The sequence below is a fragment of the Variovorax sp. PvP013 genome, from assembly GCF_050435945.1.
Lineage (GTDB): Bacteria > Pseudomonadota > Gammaproteobacteria > Burkholderiales > Burkholderiaceae_C > Variovorax.
Genome location: NZ_JBNDLF010000019.1, coordinates 1 through 21,004 on the forward strand (window position 1 = coordinate 1; position 21,004 = coordinate 21,004).

Genomic DNA, 21,004 nt, shown 5'->3' on the forward strand with positions numbered 1-21,004 from the left:
TAGTGCGGGTTCCCGTGTGAAAGTAGGTCATCGTCAGGCTCTTACAGCCTAGAAAGCCCAGATGCGTAAGCATCTGGGCTTTCTTCATTGGGGAATGGAAGTTGCAAAGGATTGCGCAGAACGGGGTCAACTCGTCGAAGGCGTATCTTCAAGCTGTAGGACGTTAACGACACTTCTGCAAGTGCTTTCAGATGTGACGAATGACCTTGAAATATAAGTAAAAACCCTTATATTTGCTCAATGATGTTCATGTCCGCTCTCTTGAGATTTTTGTCGGGGAGTCAGGCAAGTCTCAAGTTGTCAGTGATTGACGGCCAATCACCTGCTGTCGCCGTACCTGCCCAAGTCATCGTCCCCATTCGGTCGATCGGACCTCGGGAACGCATGAGGATCGGGCGTCATCTGCTGGATCTGGCACCTGCAGATCGTTACCTGCGCTTTGGCTATGCTGCATCCGACGAGCAGGTGCAGAAGTACGTCGATGCACTCGACTTCGAACGTGACGAGCTTTTCGGCATCTACAACCGCCGACTCGATCTGATCGCCATTGCCCATCTGGCATTTGCACCCCCTGACCAGCACAGTGATTGCGCGGAGTTCGGGGTGTCGGTCGCTGCCAGTGCTCGTGGCCGCGGCTACGGATCACGACTGTTCGAGCGTGCTGTGGTTGTGGCGCGTAACGAAGGGGTTGGCATGATGTTCATCCATGCCTTGAGCGAGAACGCGGCGATGTTGAAGATCGCACGGAAAGCTGGCGCGACAGTCGTGCGGAGTGGCTCGGAGTCGGAGGCACATCTGCAACTCCCTTCTGCAACACTCGACACGCACCTGAGCGAAATTGCGCTCGAGCATTTTGCCGAGGTCGATTTCCAGCTGAAGACACGGGCGAAGCAGTTCTGGTCGTTCTTGGCCGGGCTACAGGAAATACGCAGTGGGTTGCGTGACGCACGCAGCAAGTCGTCGCCCTGATGTCCTGGTTCATAGGACCGAGGACGCAATCCGTTATCCTCGCCTTTCCCTAACTCCGCCCTCACGCAGTGGCCGATCCTCATCCTGAACGCACTCCCGTCGAACGGGAAGACAAACGCAGCTTCCTACAGAAACTTGCCGAGTTTCTCCATCCCGGGCCGGATTCGCGCGACGAACTGATCGAAACCCTCGCCGATGCCGAGGAAAACGAAGTGATCGGTGCCGAGTCGCGCGTCATGCTCGAAGGGGTTCTGCGGATGGCCGACATGACGGCCGGTGACGTGATGGTGGCTGCGCCCCGCATGGATCTGGTGGACATCGACTCGCCCTACGAGGCCTTGTTGCATGCCGTGATCGACACGGCCCATTCGCGCTTTCCGGTGTACGAGGGGGAAAAGGAAAACATCATCGGGATCCTCCTGGCGAAGGACCTGCTCAAGCTGCAGCGCGCACCGGAACTCAACATCCGGGCGCTGCTCAGACCGGCGGCGTTCGTGCCGGAAAGCAAGGGGTTGAACGACCTGTTGCGTGAGTTCCGTGGCAATCGCAATCACCTAGCGATCGTGATCGACGAGTTCGGCCGCGTGGCGGGACTGATCACCATCGAGGACGTGCTGGAGCAGATCGTCGGCGAGATCGAGGACGAGTTCGACATCGGTGAGGACGAGGGCGACATCTTCGGTTTGGCCGATCACACCTACCGGGTTTCCGGCGACACGCCCATCGAGCGCGTGGCCGAGGCCTTCGGCATCACGCTCGACGCGGACGATCTGAGCGAGGATTTCGACACCATCGGCGGGCTCGTCGCCCACAAGATGGGTCACGTGCCCAAGAAGGGCGAACACCACGCGCTGGGTGGCTTCGACTTCGTCGTGCTGCATACCAAGGGCGGCGCGGTGCGCTGGTTCAGGGTGTCGCCCGCGCGTGGCACCGGCGCAGCGGATTGAACACCCTTCCAGTCGCATCGGGCGGCGCGCTGCCCGTCGCCAGATTTCTCCTGCTCCGCATCGTTGGCCTCGGACTGGCCGGATGGGCGCAAGCCTTGTCCGTCGCGGCCCCCTGGACCGGTCGGCCGGTCTGGTGGCTGCAGGTGATCTCGCTGGCCATCCTGGTCTGGCAACTGGATGGAGTGCGTGGCGAGTTCCGGCCGGGACGCTGGCTGCGTGCCACATCGCAAGGATGGCTGTTCGCCACCGCCTGGCTGTGCGGCACGTTCTGGTGGTTGTTCATCTCCCTGCACGTCTATGGCGGACTCGCTGCACCCCTGGCGGTAATGGCGGTGCTGGCGCTGGCTGCGGGCCTGTCCCTGTACTACGCCGCTGCCTGCGGGGTTTTCGTTGCGTTCTCTTCGAAGCGAAGCCGCACCGGCGCGGCATTGTTCTTCGCGGCGCTCTGGACGTTGGCCGAACTCCTGCGCAACAGCTGGTTCACTGGTTTTCCGTGGGGGGCGGGTGGCTACGCGCATCTGGACGGGCCGTTCGCCGGCTACGCGCCCTGGATCGGCGTCTACGGCATCGGTGCCGTGACGGCGATGGTCGCGGCCCTGGGAGCACTCACGGTTCGGTCGTTCGTCACGACGTCGTTCCGATCGGCGTCGTCCATGGGCCCTGCGTCGACGGGCCCCGGTTTCCTGCGGTCCTCGGGGGCGCCCGTCGCCTGGGTCGTCGCGCTGCTGCTCGCGCCCATCGGGCTTGCCGCGATGCGCTCCGCGCCCGATGCGCCGGCCGACTCGCGCGGCACCGTCGACATCCAACTCCTTCAGGGCAACATCCCTCAGGACGAAAAGTTCGTCATCGGCGCTGGGATCGACACGGCCCTCGAGTGGTACGGCGTCCAGCTGCGCGACGCCACGGCATCGCTCGTCATCACCCCCGAGACCGCATTGCCGCTGCTGCCATCGCAACTGCCCGAAGGCTATGTGGACGCCATCGCGGCGCGCTATGCGAGCGGTGATCAGGCGGCCATCGTGGGCATTCCCCTGGAGGGCGAGGGCAGCGCCGCGCCGGTGCCGGTCGGTCCCGGACAGATCGACTATGGCGACTACCGCAACGCCGTGCTCGGCTTCAAGCCCGGTGCCGGTGAGCCCTACCGCTACGAGAAGCACCACCTGGTGCCCTTCGGCGAATTCGTGCCCTCGATGTTCCGGTGGTTCACGAACCTGATGAACATCCCGCTGGGCGACTTCCATCGCGGTGCGCTCGCGCAGGCGCCGTTCGTCTGGCACGGGCAGAGCATCGCGACGAACATCTGCTACGAGGATCTGTTCGGCGACGAGATCGGCGCCAACTTCCGCGATCCTGCCCGGGCGCCGACGATCCTGCTCAACGTCAGCAACATCGGCTGGTTCGGCGATTCGATCGCCATCGACCAGCATCTGGCGATCTCGCGCATGCGATCGCTCGAGTTCGAGCGGCCGATGGTGCGCGCGACCAACACCGGGGCCACGGCGGTGATCGATCACCGGGGCCGGGTCGCGCAGGAGCTGCCCCGGCTCACACGGGGGGTGCTGGCGGCCACGGTGGAGGGGCGTGGCAACTTCACGCCGTTCGCGCTGTGGGTGTCGCGCTTCGGCCTGTGGCCGCTGTGGGGGGCAACGCTGGCAGTGGTGGCGCTGGGCGTGCTGGCGCATCGCCGACAGACGCTGGCACGCTAATCGCATCGGGGTGAGCGGGCCGGGTGCGGTCCCGACCCGTGACGGTGCGTCGTGCCGGACGGTAAAGGGGTTTAACCTCGCGCCGCCGCGTGGCGCCGGCAGGCATGGGGTCTGCGCGTGTCGCTCGGCATTCCGACCTCATCCTTCCTCATGGATTTCCTCATGCATCCTCGCCAACGTCTTCGCATCTTCGCCGCAGCCCTGTGCCTCTCGGCCGTCACCCTGGTCCAGGCCCAACAGGCCGCGCTGCCCAACGTCACCATCCTCGCGACCGGCGGCACCATCGCCGGCGCCGGCGCCTCGGCCATCAACAGCGCGACCTACGCGGCGGCCAAGGTCGGTGTCGACAAGCTCATCGCCGGCCTGCCCGAACTCTCCAAGGTCGCCAACGTCAAGGGCGAGCAGGTCTTCCAGGTCGCCTCCGAGAGCCTGACCGACGACAACCTGCTCACGCTCGCCAAGCGCGTCTCGGCGCTGGCCAAGCAGCCCGATGTCGACGGCATCGTCATCACCCACGGCACCGACACGGTCGAGGAAACCGCCTATTTCCTCACGCTCACGGTCCACACCGACAAGCCCATCGTGATGGTCGCCTCGATGCGACCCGGCACGGCGCTGTCGGCCGACGGCGCGCTCAACCTGTACGACGCGGTGAGCGTGGCCGGCAGCAAGGACGCCCGCGGCAAGGGCGTGCTGCTGACCATGAACGACAGCATCGAGAGCGGGCGCGACGTCAGCAAGAACTTCAACATCAAGCCCAGCGCCTTCGTCAGCCAGTGGGGCTCGCTGGGCATGGTGGTGGAGGGGCGCAACTACTGGTTCCGCGCGCCGGTCAAGCGCCACACGATGAACTCGGAGTTCGACATCGACACCATCACGGCGCTGCCGCCGGTGCAGATCGCCATGGGCTACGAGGGCGTGGCCTCGACCGCCATCGACGCGCTCGGCAAGAGCGGCATCCAGGCACTGGTCCACGGCGGCCCGGGCAATGGCTCGGTGGCCGACCGCATCGTGCCGAGCCTGCAGAAGGTGCGTGCCGACGGCATCGTGGTGATCCGCGCCTCGCGCGTGCCCGACGGCTTCGTGATCCGCAACGCCGAGCAGCCCGACGACAAGTACGACTGGGTCGTGGCGCACGACCTGCGCCCGCAGAAGGCCCGCATCCTGGCGATGGTGGCCATGACGAAGACGCGCGACACGAAGGAACTGCAGCGCATCTTCTGGGAGTATTGACTCGCCCCCCAGGCTGCGGCGCACTGCGTGTCGCCTTCGCCTTCCCCCCTTGCCGGGGGGCGGCATGAGCGGGCCGGCGGAGCCGGTCCCGCCATGCCCTGGAACGCGGTGCGGCCTTCGGCCTGCAGACCGCTGGCGGCTAGAGAGGGGCTTCTGATGAACGTCGTGCCCGGCGGCGTTCGGCGTGCGTCAGGCTGATGACGCACACGGTGAGCCACGCGGCGCCGGAGAGCAGGCCGGCGGCGACGTCGCTGGCGAAGTGGACCTGCAGGAAGACGCGGCTGCAAGCCGTGGTGAGGACCATGGCGATGGCCACCATCACGACCGGAACGTGCCAGCGCGGCGGCAGCAGGCGCAGCGCCAGGTATGCCAGCATGCCGTAGGTGACCATCGCGCCGGAGCTGTGACCGCTCGGAAAGCTGTAGCCGGTGGCCAGCGCGAAACCGTGGTCGTGCACCGGCCGGACGCGCTCGAAGATCTGCTTGAGCGACGGATTGAGGATCGCGTTGCCCGCCAGGGCCAGCAGCCATCCCGCCATCAGGACGCGCTGCTGCACCCGCCACAACAGGACCGCGACGACCGCCGCCAGCGCGATCAAGGTCGACGGATCGCCCACGTGCGTGAAGCCGGCGAAGAACCGCAGCGCGGCACGGGGCAGGTGCAGGCCGATGGCATCGGCCAGTGCCTGGTCGGCCAGGCCCAGGGAGCGTCCCGGCGCGATCTGCCAGGCGATCCAGGCGAACAGGACGGCGGCCAGCACGATGCCGCCGAAGCCGATTCCCAGTCCGGCCAGCAGGCTGTCCGGCCGGGGCTCGGTCCGCGCATCCGCCGCGCGCAGCCGGCGTCGCCGCGACAGCGCGAAGACCGCGCCGCCGGCCGTGGTCGATACCGCCAGCAGGATCAGGAAGGCCGCCAGCGCATGCGGGCCGAGGCGCTGGGCCCATTCGACGAGCGACGAGGATTCGTTCATCGCACTGAGTCCGTTCCGGGGCGCCCGGCGGCATGGCCGTCCGAGGCGTCCAGCACCAGATCGTGCGACGCGGCCCGCACGAAACGGTCGTCGCCCGTCGGGCAGTCCCAGCGCTCGACCGTGCAGCGCCGCCCGGACGACGAGGCGTCGGCACCGTCGCCGGCCGACTGCCGCACCAGATTGACGGAGTTCGGCTGCCCGGAGCGCAGCCGCGTCGACACGGCCGTGCCCGCCTGCACCGCCCACATCGCGCGCGGGCAGTCCGCGAAGGCGCCCTGCAACGGCCGCACGAAGGGCAGGTGGATGTGGCCGCCGAGCACCAGGTCGGCGCCCGCGGCCGACCAGCGCGCGACGGCGGCGTCGCGCCCGTGCAGCCGGTTGGCTTCGTCCTCGGGCCGCGTCACCAGCACCGGCTGGTGCGTCACGACGATACGCACCTGTCCCGGACGGGCGCGCGCGAGCCGTCCGGCGACGCGTTCGATCTGCGCGGGCGAGACCTCGCCGTCCTCGTGGCGGTAGCGGCGCGTCGTCTTGACGCCGATCACCAGCCAGGCGTCCGATTCGAACACCGGCTCCAGGTCGTCGCCGAAGGCACGCGCATAGCGCGCGTAGGGGTTCAGCAGCCGCACGCCGAGCTGGAACAGCGGGATGTCGTGGTTGCCCGGGATCGCCACGATGGCGCGCGCGCCCAGGCGGTCGGCGAAGGCGCGCGCGGCGTCGAACTGCGCGCGGGTCGCGCGCTGCGTGATGTCGCCGGAGAACACCACCACGTCGGGCGACTGCTCGTGCACCAGCCGCTCGAGCGCGCGCACCGCCGTCGGCACCTCGGTGCCGAAGTGCGGATCGGAGATCTGCAGCAGCAGCGGCGCCGCGTTCATTGCTTGGCGGCCTCCAGTTCGGGTGCGACTTCGGGGCGGATCAGCCACAGCGGCTCGGGCGCCACGCGGAACAGCAGCGGCATGTCGAGCCAGCCGAGCTCGCCGTCGGTGGCCACCTTGACGCGGCGGGGCTTCCTGCTCGACACCGTGCCGCGCGGCTTCACCGTCAGCGATTCGAAGGCGAAGCTGGTGACGTTCTCGGACGCGCCCAGCCGCCCGAGCGCGCCGCGCAGCAGCAGCCCGGCGAGCCCGAACGCCCCGGACGGCTCGAGCGCCACGGCCGCCAGCAGGCGCTCGTTCTCCAGCTGCTCCGCCTCCGGCAGGCCGACCTGGCGCAGCTGCAGGGGGTTGTTGCCGACGAACAGCGTCGGCGTGCGGATGTCGCGCTCGGTGCCGTGGAACGCCAGGTGCAGGTCCCACTGGCGATGGCCGCGCAGCATCGTCATCAACGCCGCGCCGAAGGCCACGAAGCGGCTGCGGCCGTACTCGCGCTTGAAGGCCTCGCGCTCCTCCAGCAGCTCGGCATAGAGCCCCATGCTCGCGTTCACCAGGAAGACGCGGTCGTTGACCATGCCGACCTGCACCTCGCGCGGACGCTCGTCGAACAGCACCCGGAGCGCCGCGCCGGTCTCCGCCGGGATGCCGTTGGCACGGCTGAAGTAGTTGAAGGTGCCCTGGGGCAGCACGCCGAAGGCGCAGCCGCTGCCCAGCGTGGCCTGCGCCACCGTGTTGATGGTGCCGTCGCCGCCGGCGGCCACCACGATGCCGTTGACCGCGCGCGCGCCTTCCACCGCCTCCCTGGCCAGGGCCTGCGCGCGGTTCGGCCCGTCGATCAGGAAGATCCGCAGCGGCCGGCCGGCCGCCTCGCAGGTCGCCTCGATCTCCTGGCGGACCGTGTTGGTGTCGGAGCGGCCCGATCCGGCGTTGAGCACGACCAACAGCGGCGTATCCGGTCGGACGATGGGGGCGGACAGGGTGGGCATGGGAAGAGTCGGGAAGCGCGGGGCGGAACGCAGGTTATGCCGTCCATGGCTTTCCGCAGGCAGCAGGCGGCGCCCCGGGCGTCTGTGGGAGAGCGGCGCCCCGTGCCGCGAGCCGGCCCGTAAAATCGCGCCCTTCGCGGGTCCGTCCCGCCGCCGTCCTTCCAAAGCCCGATCCCGCATCGGCTGTCTCCTCATGTTGACCTTCCAGCAAATCATCCTCACCCTCCAGTCCTACTGGGCCGATCAGGGCTGCGCGCTGCTGCAGCCCTACGACATGGAGGTCGGCGCCGGCACCTCGCACACCGCCACCTTCCTGCGCGCCCTGGGCCCCGAGCCCTGGAAGGCCGGCTACGTGCAGCCCAGCCGCCGCCCCAAGGACGGCCGCTATGGCGAGAACCCCAACCGCCTGCAGCACTATTACCAATATCAGGTGGTGCTCAAGCCGGCGCCGGCCGACATCCTGGAGCTCTACCTCGGCTCGCTGACCGCCCTGGGCTTCGATCTGAAGAAGAACGACATCCGCTTCGTCGAGGACGACTGGGAGAACCCGACGCTCGGCGCCTGGGGCCTGGGCTGGGAGGTCTGGCTCAACGGCATGGAGGTGACCCAGTTCACCTACTTCCAGCAGGTCGGCGGCATCGACTGCCGCCCCATCACGGGCGAGATCACCTACGGCCTGGAGCGCCTGGCGATGTACCTGCAGGGCGTGGACAACGTCTACGACCTGACCTGGACCGAGGGCCTCACCTACGGCGACGTCTACAAGCAGAACGAGGTCGAGCAGTCGACCTACAACTTCGAGCACAGCGACGCCGAGTTCCTGTTCACCGCCTTCGCCGCCCACGAGAAACAGGCCCGCCACCTGATGGAGGCGCAGCTCGCCCTGCCGGCCTACGAGCAGGTGCTCAAGGCCGCGCACAGCTTCAACCTGCTCGACGCGCGCGGCGCCATCAGCGTGACCGAACGCGCCGCCTACATCGGCCGCATCCGCAACCTCGCGCGCGGCGTCGCGCAGAGCTACTACGACAGCCGCGAACGGCTGGGCTTCCCGATGGCGCCGCGCGAATGGGTCGCGCAGATGCCCAAGCTCCCGGCCAAGAAGGCGGCCTGAAGACCATGACCATGACATCGAACCTGCTCGTCGAACTCTTCGTCGAGGAACTGCCGCCCAAGGCCCTGAAGCAACTGGGCGATGCCTTCGCCGGCGTGCTGCGCGACCAGCTCGTCGCGCAGGGCTTGGCCGACGCGGCTTCCACGCTCACCGCCTATGCCTCGCCGCGCCGGCTCGGCGCCCACCTCACCGGCGTCGCCGAGCGGGCCGCCGACAAGGCCGTCTCGCAGAAGCTGATGCCCGTCTCCGTGGGGCTCGACGCCGCCGGCAACGCCACGCCGGCGCTGCTCAAGCGCCTCGCGGCGCTCGGCGCCGACGCCACCGCCGTGCCCGCGCTGCGACGCGCGCCCGACGGCAAGGGTGAGGCGCTCTTCCACGACAGCACCGCGCGCGGCGCAACCCTGGCCGAGGGCCTGCAGAAGGCCCTGGCCGAGGCCATCGCCAGGCTGCCGATCCCCAAGGTGATGAGCTACCAGCTCGAATCGGGCTGCGAATTGCCCGGCTGGAGCAGCGTGAGCTTCGTGCGCCCGGCGCACGGCCTGGTCGCGCTGCACGGTGCCGACGTCGTCGCCGTCGAGGCGCTGGGCCTGAAGGCCGGTCGCGAGACGCACGGCCACCGCTTCGAGGCGAAGGTCGACCCCGTCGTGCTGGCCGATGCCAACGCCTACGCGCGTCAGCTCGCCGAGGAGGGCGCCGTCATCGCCGGCTTCGCCGAGCGCCGCGCCGAGATCGCGCGCCAGCTCGACGCCGCCGCGCAGCGCATCGGCGGCGGCGCGCGGCCGATCGACGACGCCGCGCTGCTCGACGAGGTCACCGCGCTGGTCGAGCGGCCGAACGTGCTGGTCTGCGAGTTCGAGCCCGAGTTCCTGGAAGTGCCGCAGGAGTGCCTGATCCTGACGATGAAGGCCAACCAGAAGTACTTCCCGCTGCTCGACGCGTCGGGGCGGCTGACCAACCGCTTCCTCGTCGTCAGCAACATCTCGCCGGACGACGCCAGCGCCGTGATCGGCGGCAACGAGCGCGTGGTGCGCCCGCGCCTGGCCGACGCCAAGTTCTTCTTCGACCAAGACCGCAGGAAGACGCTCGCCTCGCGTGTCGAGTCGCTGGGCAAGGTGGTCTATCACAACAAGCTGGGCACGCAGGGCGAGCGCGTCGAGCGGGTCATGCGCATCGCGCAGGGCATCGCCCGGCAGCTGGCCGATGCGGGAGGCGCCGATGCCGGGCTGGCCGCGAAGGCGGTGCAGGCGGCGCAGCTGGCCAAGGCCGACCTCGTGACCGACATGGTCGGCGAGTTCCCCGAGCTGCAGGGCACGATGGGCCGCTACTACGCGCTGCACGACGGACTCGATGCCGACGTGGCCGACGCCATCGAAGACCACTACAAGCCGCGCTTCGCCGGCGACACGCTGCCGCGCGGCGAGGTCGGCGTCGTGGTGGCGCTGGCCGACAAGCTGGAGACGCTGGTGGGCATGTTCGGCATCGGCAACCTGCCCACTGGCGACCGCGATCCGTTCGCGCTGCGCCGGCACGCGCTGGGCGTGCTCCGGATGCTGGGCGAGAAGGACCTGCCGCTGGACGTCGACGCGCTGGTCGGCCGGGCCTTCGACGCCTTCGACCGTCCCGCCACCGACCTGCCCGGCGCGGCGGACGAAGCCGCGCCGTCCGCGCCCTTCGAGGGCCAGGCCGCCGAGCGCCGGGCGCTGCTGCTGACCTTCCTCTACGACCGCCTCGCCGGCAGCCTGCGCGAGCAGGGCGCCAGCGCGCAGGAGGTCGATGCCGTGCTCGCCTCGCGTCCGCAACGCCTGGGCCGCGTGCCCCGGCTGCTGGCCGCCGTGCGCGCCTTCGCCGCGCTGCCCGAGGCGCCGGCGCTCGCCGCCGCCAACAAGCGCATCAGCAACATCCTGAAGAAGTCGCCCGAAGCCGACGCCCACGTCAGCGAGCTGCTGCTGCAGGAGCCGGCGGAAAAGGCCCTGCACGCCGCCATGGCGCGCGTGCTGCCCGTGGCCGACGCGCAGTTCGAGGCCGGCGACCACACGGCCTCGCTGCAGACCCTGGCCGCGTTGCGCGAGCCGGTCGACGCCTTCTTCGACGACGTGATGGTCAACGCCGAACAGATCGACCTGCGCCTGAACCGCCTGGGCCTGCTCAAGATGCTGCACGCGGCGATGAACCGCGTGGCGCAACTGGAGCGGCTGGCGGCCTGACGGCCGCCCCGAACCGCCCATGGTCCTGCGCGCCAGCCCGTCCGCCATGAAACTCGTCATCCTCGACCGCAACGGCAGCGTCAACCTGCACCGCGACGACTTCGTCAAGAGCGAGGTCGAATGGACGCCGCTGCCCGGCGCCCTCGAAGCCATCGCCCGGCTCAACCATGCCGGCTGGCACGTGGTCATCGCGTCCAATCAATCCGGCCTCGGCCGCGGACTGTTCGACGTCGCCACGCTCAACGCCATGCACGCCAAGATGCACAAGCTGCTCGCGGCCGTCGGCGGCCGTGTCGACGCGGTCTTCTACTGCCCGCACAGCCCCGACGAGGACTGCGCCTGCCGCAAGCCGAAGCCGGGGCTGTTCCACCAGATCGGCGAGCGCTACGGCATCGACCTGGCCGACGTGCCCACCGCCGGCGACAGCCTGCGCGACGTGCAGGCGGGCGCCGCGGCCGGCTGCGAGCCGCACCTGCTGCTCACCGGCATGGGCGCGGCGTGCCGCGGCGTCGATCCATTGCCGCCCGAGTACCCGGCCGCCACGCGGGTCCACGCCGACCTGCCGGCCTTCGTCGATTTCCTGCTCGCGCGCGAGGCCCGGCACGCGGCCGACGTCGCCGCGCAGCAGGCGGCCGAGCGATGAGTCGCCCCGGCGCGGCCGCGACGCTCGCGGCCTTCGTGCGCTCGGTAGTGCACATGGCGTGGATGCTTGTCACGGTGATGCCGTGGGGGATCATCATGGTCGTGGCGTCGATCTGGCGGCGCGGCGAGCCGCTCTACTGGATGGCCGAGCGCTGGCTCGGCTGGGCGATGGCCGGCGCGCGCGTCATCCTGGGCATCCGCACCCGCGTCGTCGGCCTGGAGAACCTGCCGCACGAGAAGCGCGCCGGCGCGGTGCTGCTGGTCAAGCACCAGTCGACGCTGGAGACCTTCCTGATGCCCACGCTGATGCCGCACCCGCTGGCCTACGTGTTCAAGAAGGAGCTGATCTACGTGCCCTTCTTCGGCTGGGCCATGGCGCGGCTGGACATGATCCACATCGACCGCAAGCAGGGCGCGCGCGCCTTCAGCAAGGTCGTGGCGCAGGGCCGGGTGCTGCTGGCCCAGGGCATCTGGATCATCATGTTCCCCGAGGGCACGCGCATCCCGCGCGGCCAGCGCGGCGTCTACAAGAACGGTGGCACGCGCCTGGCGATCCAGACCGGGGCGCCGGTGATCCCGGTGGCCGTGACCTCGGCGCGGGTCTGGCCGCGCAAGGCCTTCATCAAGTACCCGGGCGTGGTCGACGTCTCGATCGGCCCGGCCATTCCGACCGCCGGCCGCAAGGCCGAGGAACTGATGAACGAGGTCGAGGCATGGATCGAGGGCGAGATGCGCCGGCTCGATCCCGAGGCCTACACCGCATGACGGGAACGACGGGCACGACGCGATGGGCCGCGGACGCGACACGTTGACGGCGTTGTCGAAGGCGCCCGAGGCGGCGCACTTCGTCCACCCGCGCGCCACGCGCGAGGCGCTGCTCGGCGAGTCCCGGGTCGCCTACGAGTTCACGCGCGGCGCGCGCCGCACCATCGGCTTCGTGATCGGCGCCGACGGCCTGTCGGTGCGGGCGCCGCGCTGGGTGGCCCTGGACGACGTCGACCAGGCGGTGCGCGACAAGGCCGGCTGGATCCTGCGCAAGCTTGCCGAGACGCGCCAGCGCCACGACCGCATCGAGGCCGCGCGCATCGACTGGCACGACAGCACCGTCCTTCCTCTGCTGGGTCGGCCGGTGGTGGTTCGGCTCGATCCGCTGCGCACCGCCGGACGCGGTGGCGGTGGCGGTGGTGCGACGCTCGACGAGGTTCCGCCCGGCGATGCCGCCTCGCCCCGCGTGCTGCGGCTCGCGCTCGCGTCCGACGCCGCGCCCGAACTCATCCGCGACGCCACGCGCGCCTGGCTGATGCGGCAGGCGCGGCGCCTGTTCGCCGAGCGGCTCGACCACTTCGCGCCGCGCATCGGCGTGCAGTGGAAGCAGCTGGCGCTGTCGAACGCGGCGACCCGCTGGGGCAGCGCCAGCTCGAGCGGCGCGATCCGCCTGCACTGGCGGCTGATGCACTTCCATCCGGACGTCGTCGACTACGTCGTCGTCCACGAACTCAGCCACCTGCGCGTGATGGACCACAGCCCACGCTTCTGGGCCACCGTGGCCGCCGTGATGCCCGACTACGCCGCGCTGCGCCGGCAACTCAAGGACGAGACCGTCCCGCGCTGGTGAGGGGCGCCGCCCCGGCTATTCTCGGACGCATGACACTCGATCTCGCACACTTCGACGCCGCCATCGTCGACCTCGACGGCACCCTGGTCGACACCCTGGGCGATTTCACCGCCGCGCTCAACGCCATGCTGGCCGACCTGGCGCTGCCCGCCGTCGATGCGCGCGTCGTCGAGGCGATGGTCGGCAAGGGCTCGGAGCACCTGGTGCGATCCGTGCTGCGCCACCTGGCGGCGCCCGATGTGCTCTACGACCGCGCCTTCGACGGCTACCAGCGGCATTACGAGACCTTCAACGGCCGGCATTCGGTCGTCTATGCCGGCGCGGTCGAGGGTCTGCGCCTGCTGCGCGATCGCGGCCTGCGGCTGGCCTGCCTGACCAACAAGCCCGGCGCCTTCGCCCGGCCGCTGCTCGCCGCCAAGGGGCTCGACGCCTTCTTCGAGGTGGTCTTCGGCGGCGACGCCTTCGAGCGCAAGAAGCCCGATCCGCTGCCGCTCCTGAAGACCTGCGAGGCGCTTCGCAGCACACCGGCACGCACGCTCATGGTCGGCGACTCCAGCAACGACGCCCGCGCCGCCCGCGCCGCCGGCTGCCCCGTGGTGCTGGTGACCTACGGCTACAACCACGGCGAGCCGGTGCGCGAGGTCGATGCCGACGGTTTCCTCGACACGCTCGCGGCGCTGGATGCACTGGGCAGCGCGAAAACGCTCGGCTAAACTCGCCCCTCCATGCGCATTCCCACCCACGTCGTTCGGACAGGCCCAGGCAGCCGGGGAGCCTGGCCCTGGCGCAAGCCATCGTCCTTGCCCATCTGATGGCACGGCGCACGCCGTGCGCCCGAGGTCTCGCTCCTTCCCGCAGCGGCACCGCATTCCCCGAACGACACCGCCGGCGGCCCGCGATCCTCGAAGCGCCCGCCGGTCCAGGAAGACCCCATCCGTGATCACCGAACTCGAATTCAAGAGCCTCAGCGCGCAGGGCTACAACCGCATCCCGCTGATGGTCGAGGCCTTCGCCGACCTCGAGACCCCGTTGTCCCTCTACCTCAAGCTGGCCCACGCCCGCGACGGCGGCAGGTACAGCTTCCTGCTCGAATCCGTCGTCGGCGGCGAGCGCTTCGGACGCTACAGCTTCATCGGCCTGCCCGCGCGCACGCTGATCCGCGCCAGCGGCTTCGGCGCCGCAGCGCGCACCGAGGTCGTCACCGACGGCCGCGTGGTCGAGACCGCCGAGGGCAATCCGCTCGATTTCATCGCCGCCTACCAGCAGCGCTTCAAGGTCGCGTTGCGCCCGGGACTGCCACGCTTCTGCGGTGGGCTGGCCGGCTACTTCGGCTACGACGCGGTGCGCTACGTCGAGAAGAAGCTGGAGGACAGCTGCCCGCCCGACACGCTCGGCTGTCCCGACATCCTGTTGCTGCAGTGCGAGGAGCTGGCGGTCATCGACAACCTCTCGGGCAAGCTCTACCTGATCGTCTATGCCGACCCGGCCCAGCCCGAGGCCTATGCCGTGGCCAAGCGCCGATTGCGCGAACTGCGCGAGCAGCTCAAGTACTCGGTCAGCGCGCCGCAGGTCAAGCCGACGCAGTCCCACCCGCCCGAGCGCTCCTTCGCCAAGGCCGACTACATCGCCGCCGTCGAGCGCGCCAAGGAGCTGATCGCCGCGGGCGACTTCATGCAGGTGCAGATCGGCCAGCGCATCAGCAAGCGCTTCACCGAGTCGCCGCTGTCGCTCTACCGGGCGCTGCGCTCGCTCAATCCGTCGCCCTACATGTTCTATTACGACCTGGGCGACTTCCACGTCGTCGCCGCCTCGCCGGAGATCCTGGTGCGCCAGGAGCGCCTGGCCGACGGCGAGCAGAAGGTCACGATCCGCCCGCTCGCCGGCACGCGCCCGCGCGGCGCCTCGATCGAGCTCGACAAGGCCGCCGAGCACGAACTGGTCAACGACCCCAAGGAGCGCGCCGAGCACGTGATGCTCATCGACCTGGCGCGCAACGACATCGGCCGCATCGCCAAGACCGGCACCGTGAAGGTGACCGAGGCCTTCGCGGTCGAGCGCTACAGCCACGTGATGCACATCGTGAGCAACGTCGAGGGCACGCTCAAGGACGGCATGACCGCCATCGACGTGCTCAAGGCGACCTTCCCGGCCGGCACCCTGACCGGCGCGCCCAAGGTGCACGCGATGGAACTCATCGACCGGCTCGAGCCCGTCAAGCGCGGCCTCTACGGCGGCGCCTGCGGCTACATCAGCTACGCGGGCGACATGGACGTCGCCATCACGATCCGCACCGGCATCGTCAAGGACCAGGTGCTGCACGTGCAGGCCGCCGCCGGCGTGGTGGCCGACTCGGTGCCGGAGCTGGAGTGGAAGGAGACCGAGGCCAAGGCGCGCGCGCTGCTGCGCGCCGCCGAGCTGGTCGAGGAAGGGCTCGAATGACGGCCGGCGACGCGCAGCCGCACGGCACGCCCTCCGGCGACTTCTCGCACGAGATCATCGGCGCCGCCGTCGAGGTCCAGCGCGTGCTGGGCACCGGGCTGCCGGGCGCGGTGTATGCCGCGGCGCTGGCCGTCGAGCTGGCCGAGCGCGAGATCGGCTTCGAACGCGACGTGGCGGTGACGGCGGCCTACAAGGGCCGGCCGCTGGGCGAGGCCGGCCGGGCCGACTTCGTCGTCGAGCAGGCCATGGTGGTGCAGGTGCGGGCGGTCGACGCGCTCGACGACCTGCACCGCATGCAGGCCCAGGCGGTGGTGCGCCTGTCGGGCCAGCGCCTGGGGCTGCTGATCAATTTCAACGTGTTCCCGGTGGTCAAGGGCGTGCACCGGATCGGAGCGAAGCCATGAAACTGCTGATGATCGACAACTACGACAGCTTCACCTACAACATCGTCCAGTACCTGGGCGAGCTCGGCGCCGAGGTCGAGGTGGTGCGCAACGACGAGGTCACGCTCGCGCAGATCGGCGAGCGCATCGCGGCGGGCACGCAGCGGCTGGTGGTCTCGCCCGGGCCGTGCTCGCCGGCCGAGGCGGGCGTCTCGGTCGATGCGATCCGCGAATTCGCCGGCACCCTGCCGATCCTGGGCGTGTGCCTGGGCCACCAGGCGATCGGCGCGGCCTTCGGCGGCACCATCGTGCGCGCGCAGCAGCTCATGCACGGCAAGACCAGCGAGATCACCACCACGCGCGAGGGCGTCTTCGCCGGCCTGCCGGAACGCTTCACCGTCAACCGCTACCACTCGCTGTCGATCGAGCGCGCGAGCCGGCCGCCCGAGCTGGCCGTCACCGCCTGGACCGACGACGGCGAGATCATGGGCGTGCGCCACACCGGCTTCGCCCACGCGGTGCGCGTGGAAGGCGTGCAGTTCCATCCGGAATCGATCCTCACCGAGCACGGCCACGCCATGCTCAAGAACTTCCTCGACTGAAGGAGCACCGCCGATGACCGCCCTGGGTCCCACCATCGACCTGCGCAGCGACACCGTCACGCAGCCGACCACGGCGATGCGCGAGGCCATGGCCGCCGCCCCGCTGGGCGACGACGTCTTCGGCGCCGACCCGAGCGTCAACGCGCTGCAGGAGAAGATCGCCGCGCTGCTGGGCTTCGAGGCGGCGCTGTTCATGCCCACCGGCACGCAGAGCAACCTGTGCGCCGTGCTCGCGCATTGCGGACGCGGCGACGAGTACATCGTCGGCCAGCAGGCGCACTGCTACCGCTGGGAGGGCGGCGGCGCGGCGGTGTTCGGCAGCGTGCAGCCCCAGCCGCTCGACCATGCCGGCGACGGCACCCTGCCACTGGCGCAGATCGAGGCGGCCATCAAGCCCGACGACGCGCACTTCGCCCGCACCCGCCTGCTGGCGCTGGAGAACACGCTCGGTGGCAAGCTGCTGCCGTTCGACTACGTGCGCGCCGCGACCGAGCTGGCCCGCTCGAAGGGTCTGCAGCGCCACCTCGACGGCGCCCGGCTCTTCAACGCCGCCACGGCCCAGGCCGAGCGCGCGGGCACGCTCGCCGTCGGCGACCGCGCCCAGTCGGTGGCCGCCGAGGCGCGCCGCATCGCCCAGTGCTTCGACAGCGTCTCGGTGTGCTTCAGCAAGGGTCTGGGCGCGCCGGTGGGCTCGGCGCTGTGCGGCTCGAAGGACTTCATCGCGCGCGCCCACCGCATCCGCAAGATGGCCGGCGGCGGCATGCGCCAGGCGGGGTCGCTCGCGGCGGCCGCGTCGCACGCGCTCGACCACCACGTCGCGCGGCTGGCCGACGATCACGCGCTGGCCCAGCGCCTGGCCGACAGCCTCGCGGGCATCGACGGCCTGCGCGTGGAACCGCCGCAGACCAACATCGTGTTCGTCGACCTCGAAGGCCCGGCCCAGGCCCGTGCCGCCGACCTGCTGGCCTTCCTGGCCGCGCGCGGCATCCTGGCCACCGGCCTCTACCGCCTGCGCTTCGTCACCCACCTCGACGTCGACGTGGCCGGCGTGGACGCGGCGGCGGAGGCCATCCGCACCTTCCTGGCCGCCTGAGCGCCGCCACATCCCGCACCCGATCCGGAGACGACCCATGCCCATCACACCGCAGGAAGCCCTGCAGCGCACCATCGAGCACCGCGAGGTGTTCCACGACGAGATGCTGCACATCGTGCGGCTCATCATGAGCGGTGAGTGCTCGCCGGTCATGATGGCGGCGCTCATCACCGGCCTGCGCGTCAAGAAGGAGACCATCGGCGAGATCACGGCCGCCGCGCAGGTGATGCGCGAGGTCTCGACCAAGGTGCCGGTGGCCGACCGCACGCACCTGGTCGACATCGTGGGCACCGGCGGCGACGGCTCGCACACCTTCAACATCTCGACCTGCGCCATGTTCGTCGCCGCGGCGGCCGGCGCCAAGGTCAGCAAGCACGGCGGGCGCAGCGTGAGCAGCAAGTCCGGCAGCGCCGACGTGCTCGAGGCGCTGGGCGTGCAGATCAACCTGTCGCCCGAGGGCATCGCCCGGTGCATCGCCGAGGTCGGCATCGGCTTCATGTTCGCGCCCAACCACCACCCGGCGATGAAGAACGTCGCGCCGGTGCGCAAGGAACTGGGCATCAAGACGATCTTCAACATCCTCGGGCCGCTGACCAACCCGGCCGACGCGCCCAACATCCTGATGGGCGTGTTCCATGCCGATCTGGTGGGCATCCAGGTGCGCGCATTGCAGCGCCTGGGCGCCGAGCATGCGCTGGTCGTCTATGGCCGCGACGGCATGGACGAGATTTCGCTGGGCGCGGCCACGCTGGTGGGCGAACTCTATCGCGGCGAGATCCGCGAGTACGAACTGCACCCCGAGGACTTCGGCCTCGCCATGTCGAGCAACCGCGCATTGCGCGTGGAGACGCCCGAGCAGTCGATGGCGATGCTGCGCGGCGTGCTCGACGGCGTGCCCGGCCCGGCGCGCGACATCGTGGTCATCAACGCTGCCGCCGCCCTGTACGCGGCCGGGGTGGCCGACTCCATCGCCGCGGGCGTGGCGAAGGCCCGCGAGGCCATCGACAGCGGCGCGGCCCGGGCCCGGCTGGCCCGGCTGGTCGACGTTACCCGCGCCCTGTCGGCCCCGACGGCCGCCGGGGCGGTCTGAAGAGAATCAAGGAAAGCACCGAACATGTCCGACATCCTGAAGAAGATCGTGGCCGTCAAGCACGAAGAGGTCGCCGACGCCCGGCGCCGCCGGTCGCTCGAGGCCATGCGCTTCGACGCCGAGAGCCGCGTGCTCACGCGCGATTTCGAGGGCGCGCTGCGCCGCAAGATCGCCGCCGGCCAGGCCGCCGTGATCGCCGAGGTCAAGAAGGCCAGCCCCAGCAAGGGCGTGCTGCGCGAGGACTTCGAGCCCGCCGACATCGCCCAGAGCTACGCCGAGGGCGACGGCGCGGTCAGCGCGGCGTGCCTGTCGGTGCTGACCGACCGGCAGTTCTTCCAGGGCAGCGTCGACTTCCTGAAGCAGGCCCGGGCCTCGTGCGACCTGCCCGTACTGCGCAAGGACTTCATGGTCGACCCCTACCAGATCTACGAATCGCGCGCGATGGGTGCCGATGCCGTGCTGCTGATCGCCGCCTGCCTCGACGACGCGCAGATGGAGGACTTCGAGGCCATCGCCCGCGACCTGGGCATGGCCGTGCTGGTGGAGGTGCACGACGGCGCCGAGCTCGACCGGGCACTGAAGCTCAGGACGCCCCTCATCGGCATCAACAACCGCGACCTCAACACCTTCGAGGTCTCCATCGAGACCACGCTGGCATTGCGCGGGCGCGTCCCGTCGGACCGTGTCCTGGTCACCGAATCGGGCATCGGCACGCGCGACGACGTCGCCCGGCTGCGCGAAGCCGGCGTGCAGGCGTTCCTGGTCGGCGAGGCCTTCATGCGCGCGGGCGATCCCGGCACGGCGCTGGCGGAGTTGTTTTCATGACCGCACCTGCACCGACCCAGCTTGCAAATGCCGATCCGGCCGACTGGCCCGTGGCGCCGGGCTGGCGGCCATTGGTCGACGCCTTCTTCGCCGAACCTGCCGGCACCCGGCTTCGGGCTTTCCTGCAGGAGCGCCTGGAGGCGGGTGCCGTCGTCTTCCCGCCGCAGCCCTTGCGGGCGCTCGAACTCACGCCGCCCGAGGACGTGCGGGTCGTGATCCTCGGCCAGGACCCCTACCACGGCCGTGGCCAGGCCGAGGGCCTGGCGTTCTCGGTCGCCCCTGGCGTGCCGCTGCCACCGTCGCTGCGCAACATCTTCAAGGAACTGCAACGCGACCTGGGCACGCCGCCGCCGAAGTTCCCGAACCCCGGCGGCAGCCTGGTCCAGTGGGCCCGGCACGGCGTGCTGCTCCTGAATACCTGCCTGACGGTGGAGGAGGGCCAGGCGGCCAGCCATGCCGGAAAGGGTTGGGAGGTGCTGACCGACGCCGTCATCCGCCACATCGCCGAAGGCGAACGCGACGTCGTCTTCATGCTGTGGGGCTCGCATGCCCAGAGCAAGAAGGCCCTGATCGACGTCCAGCGGCACAAGGTGCTGGTGGCCAACCATCCCTCGCCCCTCTCGGCGTTGCGCCCACCGCTGCCCTTCATCGGCTGCGGCCACTTCGGCGAGGCGAAAGCCTGGCGTGAAGCGCATGGCTACTGAGAACGTGCCGGCGACCCGTGTAGAATTCGCCCGCTGACGATCGAAAGTCGCGCGGAGTCATAGAGTTATGCTATATTCCGCGATTCGCCGGAGAGGTGGCCGAGTGGTTAATGGCAGCAGACTGTAAATCTGCCCTCTTACGAGTACGCTGGTTCGAATCCAGCCCTCTCCACCAGCGAAGCGAAACGGATTTCAGGACGCTTTGAATGCAAGTGCACGAGATGCCTGCCATGTGGCGAGGGATCGAAATGCGGGAGTAGTTCAATGGTAGAACCCTAGCCTTCCAAGCTAATGACGCGGGTTCGATTCCCGTCTCCCGCTCCACGGGTCCGTTCGTTTGTGAGTTTCAGGCTTTTCGAAGCCATGCCCTTTTGGCTCAGTGGTAGAGCACTCCCTTGGTAAGGGAGAGGTCGCGGGTCCGATTCCCGCAAAGGGCACCAGATTTCGGGGTTGCAACATGGACGCTGCAACCCCATATGAACGTGTTGTTGAACCAGTTAATTTTCGGAGTCGAGAATGGCAAAAGGTAAATTCACCCGCACCAAGCCCCACGTGAACGTGGGCACGATCGGCCACGTGGACCATGGCAAGACGACGCTGACGGCGGCGA

General features: G+C 69.4%; 21 protein-coding genes and 3 tRNA genes. 21 read left to right on the forward strand and 3 right to left on the reverse strand.

Going from position 1 to position 21,004, the window contains the following annotated elements:
- The first annotated feature begins 384 nt into the window (after positions 1-384).
- The 4 genes from ABID77_RS22265 (at position 385) to ABID77_RS22280 (ending at position 4,855) form a co-directional block, all read left to right on the forward strand.
- Positions 385-969: a GNAT family N-acetyltransferase gene (locus ABID77_RS22265; RefSeq protein ID WP_429600671.1), complete on the forward strand. Its 585-nt coding sequence runs from the start codon at positions 385-387 to the stop codon at positions 967-969.
- A 68-nt stretch (positions 970-1,037) separates the two neighbouring features.
- On the forward strand, positions 1,038-1,916 hold the full coding sequence (locus ABID77_RS22270) for an HlyC/CorC family transporter (RefSeq protein WP_429600640.1): 879 nt from the start codon (positions 1,038-1,040) through the stop codon (positions 1,914-1,916).
- Positions 1,913-3,622, forward strand: coding sequence for an apolipoprotein N-acyltransferase (gene lnt, locus ABID77_RS22275; RefSeq protein WP_429600642.1), 1,710 nt, complete (start codon positions 1,913-1,915; stop codon positions 3,620-3,622). Before ABID77_RS22270 ends, lnt begins: the two co-directional genes overlap by 4 nt.
- A 162-nt stretch (positions 3,623-3,784) precedes the next feature.
- Positions 3,785-4,855 carry a type II asparaginase gene (locus ABID77_RS22280; protein WP_429600644.1) on the forward strand — a complete coding sequence of 357 codons (1,071 nt, stop codon included), beginning with the start codon at positions 3,785-3,787 and terminating at the stop codon, positions 4,853-4,855.
- A gap of 139 nt (positions 4,856-4,994) precedes the next feature.
- On the opposite strand, the gene ABID77_RS22285 is transcribed toward ABID77_RS22280, so the two are convergent.
- The 3 genes from ABID77_RS22285 to ABID77_RS22295 are packed head-to-tail and all read right to left on the reverse strand — an operon-like array spanning position 4,995 to position 7,686.
- A complete protein-coding gene (locus ABID77_RS22285) occupies positions 4,995-5,825 on the reverse strand; it encodes a phosphatase PAP2 family protein (RefSeq protein WP_429600646.1) in 831 nt (276 codons plus the stop codon).
- Positions 5,822-6,703, reverse strand: coding sequence for a metallophosphoesterase family protein (locus ABID77_RS22290; protein WP_429600647.1), 882 nt, complete (start codon positions 6,701-6,703; stop codon positions 5,822-5,824). Before ABID77_RS22290 ends, ABID77_RS22285 begins: the two co-directional genes overlap by 4 nt.
- On the reverse strand, positions 6,700-7,686 hold the full coding sequence (locus ABID77_RS22295) for a diacylglycerol/lipid kinase family protein (protein ID WP_429600649.1): 987 nt from the start codon (positions 7,684-7,686) through the stop codon (positions 6,700-6,702). Before ABID77_RS22295 ends, ABID77_RS22290 begins: the two co-directional genes overlap by 4 nt.
- 193 nt (positions 7,687-7,879) lie before the next feature.
- On the opposite strand from ABID77_RS22295, the gene glyQ reads away from it, so the two are divergent.
- The 17 genes from glyQ to ABID77_RS22380 form a co-directional block, all read left to right on the forward strand.
- Complete coding sequence (gene glyQ / locus ABID77_RS22300; protein ID WP_429600651.1) at positions 7,880-8,797, forward strand: glycine--tRNA ligase subunit alpha; 918 nt, start codon at positions 7,880-7,882, stop codon at positions 8,795-8,797.
- Between the two features lie 5 nt (positions 8,798-8,802).
- On the forward strand, positions 8,803-11,001 hold the full coding sequence (glyS, locus tag ABID77_RS22305; protein WP_429600652.1) for a glycine--tRNA ligase subunit beta: 2,199 nt from the start codon (positions 8,803-8,805) through the stop codon (positions 10,999-11,001).
- A gap of 46 nt (positions 11,002-11,047) precedes the next feature.
- Complete coding sequence (gene gmhB, locus ABID77_RS22310; protein ID WP_429600654.1) at positions 11,048-11,644, forward strand: D-glycero-beta-D-manno-heptose 1,7-bisphosphate 7-phosphatase; 597 nt, start codon at positions 11,048-11,050, stop codon at positions 11,642-11,644.
- Complete coding sequence (locus ABID77_RS22315; protein WP_429600656.1) at positions 11,641-12,408, forward strand: lysophospholipid acyltransferase family protein; 768 nt, start codon at positions 11,641-11,643, stop codon at positions 12,406-12,408. Before gmhB ends, ABID77_RS22315 begins: the two co-directional genes overlap by 4 nt.
- A gap of 22 nt (positions 12,409-12,430) precedes the next feature.
- Positions 12,431-13,258, forward strand: coding sequence for a M48 family metallopeptidase (locus ABID77_RS22320; RefSeq protein ID WP_429600657.1), 828 nt, complete (start codon positions 12,431-12,433; stop codon positions 13,256-13,258).
- 29 nt (positions 13,259-13,287) lie between these two features.
- Entirely contained in the window at positions 13,288-13,971 is a 684-nt protein-coding gene (gene gph / locus ABID77_RS22325) for a phosphoglycolate phosphatase (protein ID WP_429600659.1), read from the forward strand.
- Positions 13,972-14,194: 223 nt separating this feature from the next.
- Positions 14,195-15,697, forward strand: a complete 1,503-nt coding sequence (gene trpE, locus ABID77_RS22330; protein WP_429600660.1) for an anthranilate synthase component I — start codon at positions 14,195-14,197, stop codon at positions 15,695-15,697.
- Positions 15,694-16,101, forward strand: coding sequence for a GxxExxY protein (locus ABID77_RS22335; RefSeq protein WP_429600662.1), 408 nt, complete (start codon positions 15,694-15,696; stop codon positions 16,099-16,101). The genes trpE and ABID77_RS22335 overlap by 4 nt, the downstream gene beginning before the upstream one ends.
- Entirely contained in the window at positions 16,098-16,682 is a 585-nt protein-coding gene (locus tag ABID77_RS22340; protein ID WP_429600663.1) for an aminodeoxychorismate/anthranilate synthase component II, read from the forward strand. The genes ABID77_RS22335 and ABID77_RS22340 overlap by 4 nt, the downstream gene beginning before the upstream one ends.
- Before the next feature lie 13 nt (positions 16,683-16,695).
- On the forward strand, positions 16,696-17,775 hold the full coding sequence (ltaE, locus tag ABID77_RS22345) for a low-specificity L-threonine aldolase (RefSeq protein ID WP_429600664.1): 1,080 nt from the start codon (positions 16,696-16,698) through the stop codon (positions 17,773-17,775).
- Positions 17,776-17,812: 37 nt separating this feature from the next.
- A complete protein-coding gene (trpD, locus tag ABID77_RS22350) occupies positions 17,813-18,865 on the forward strand; it encodes an anthranilate phosphoribosyltransferase (RefSeq protein ID WP_429600666.1) in 1,053 nt (350 codons plus the stop codon).
- A gap of 24 nt (positions 18,866-18,889) precedes the next feature.
- Positions 18,890-19,690 carry an indole-3-glycerol phosphate synthase TrpC gene (gene trpC, locus ABID77_RS22355; protein WP_429600667.1) on the forward strand — a complete coding sequence of 267 codons (801 nt, stop codon included), beginning with the start codon at positions 18,890-18,892 and terminating at the stop codon, positions 19,688-19,690.
- Positions 19,687-20,394 (forward strand): uracil-DNA glycosylase, encoded by a 708-nt coding sequence (locus ABID77_RS22360; RefSeq protein ID WP_429600669.1) that lies wholly within the window; start codon positions 19,687-19,689, stop codon positions 20,392-20,394. The genes trpC and ABID77_RS22360 overlap by 4 nt, the downstream gene beginning before the upstream one ends.
- A gap of 89 nt (positions 20,395-20,483) precedes the next feature.
- A tRNA-Tyr gene (locus ABID77_RS22365) sits at positions 20,484-20,569 on the forward strand.
- 75 nt (positions 20,570-20,644) lie between these two features.
- Positions 20,645-20,718 (forward strand) — tRNA-Gly (locus ABID77_RS22370).
- A 41-nt stretch (positions 20,719-20,759) separates the two neighbouring features.
- Positions 20,760-20,834: transfer RNA gene (locus ABID77_RS22375), tRNA-Thr, on the forward strand.
- A gap of 76 nt (positions 20,835-20,910) precedes the next feature.
- On the forward strand, positions 20,911-21,004 hold a 94-nt coding region (locus ABID77_RS22380; RefSeq protein WP_082519739.1), incomplete at its 3' end, for a GTP-binding protein.

Excerpts from the sequence above, each read along its gene's own strand:
- ABID77_RS22265 (WP_429600671.1), top strand. The coding sequence starts at position 385 with ATGAGGATCGGGCGTCATCTGCTGGATCTGGCACCTGCAGATCGTTAC.
- ABID77_RS22280 (WP_429600644.1), top strand. The coding sequence starts at position 3,785 with ATGCATCCTCGCCAACGTCTTCGCATCTTCGCCGCAGCCCTGTGCCTC.
- ABID77_RS22285 (WP_429600646.1), bottom strand. The coding sequence starts at position 5,825 with ATGAACGAATCCTCGTCGCTCGTCGAATGGGCCCAGCGCCTCGGCCCG.
- ABID77_RS22290 (WP_429600647.1), bottom strand. The coding sequence starts at position 6,703 with ATGAACGCGGCGCCGCTGCTGCTGCAGATCTCCGATCCGCACTTCGGC.
- ABID77_RS22295 (WP_429600649.1), bottom strand. The coding sequence starts at position 7,686 with ATGCCCACCCTGTCCGCCCCCATCGTCCGACCGGATACGCCGCTGTTG.
- glyQ (WP_429600651.1), top strand. The coding sequence starts at position 7,880 with ATGTTGACCTTCCAGCAAATCATCCTCACCCTCCAGTCCTACTGGGCC.
- glyS (WP_429600652.1), top strand. The coding sequence starts at position 8,803 with ATGACCATGACATCGAACCTGCTCGTCGAACTCTTCGTCGAGGAACTG.
- gmhB (WP_429600654.1), top strand. The coding sequence starts at position 11,048 with ATGAAACTCGTCATCCTCGACCGCAACGGCAGCGTCAACCTGCACCGC.
- ABID77_RS22315 (WP_429600656.1), top strand. The coding sequence starts at position 11,641 with ATGAGTCGCCCCGGCGCGGCCGCGACGCTCGCGGCCTTCGTGCGCTCG.
- ABID77_RS22320 (WP_429600657.1), top strand. The coding sequence starts at position 12,431 with ATGGGCCGCGGACGCGACACGTTGACGGCGTTGTCGAAGGCGCCCGAG.
- gph (WP_429600659.1), top strand. The coding sequence starts at position 13,288 with ATGACACTCGATCTCGCACACTTCGACGCCGCCATCGTCGACCTCGAC.
- ABID77_RS22335 (WP_429600662.1), top strand. The coding sequence starts at position 15,694 with ATGACGGCCGGCGACGCGCAGCCGCACGGCACGCCCTCCGGCGACTTC.
- ABID77_RS22340 (WP_429600663.1), top strand. The coding sequence starts at position 16,098 with ATGAAACTGCTGATGATCGACAACTACGACAGCTTCACCTACAACATC.
- ltaE (WP_429600664.1), top strand. The coding sequence starts at position 16,696 with ATGACCGCCCTGGGTCCCACCATCGACCTGCGCAGCGACACCGTCACG.
- trpD (WP_429600666.1), top strand. The coding sequence starts at position 17,813 with ATGCCCATCACACCGCAGGAAGCCCTGCAGCGCACCATCGAGCACCGC.
- trpC (WP_429600667.1), top strand. The coding sequence starts at position 18,890 with ATGTCCGACATCCTGAAGAAGATCGTGGCCGTCAAGCACGAAGAGGTC.
- ABID77_RS22360 (WP_429600669.1), top strand. The coding sequence starts at position 19,687 with ATGACCGCACCTGCACCGACCCAGCTTGCAAATGCCGATCCGGCCGAC.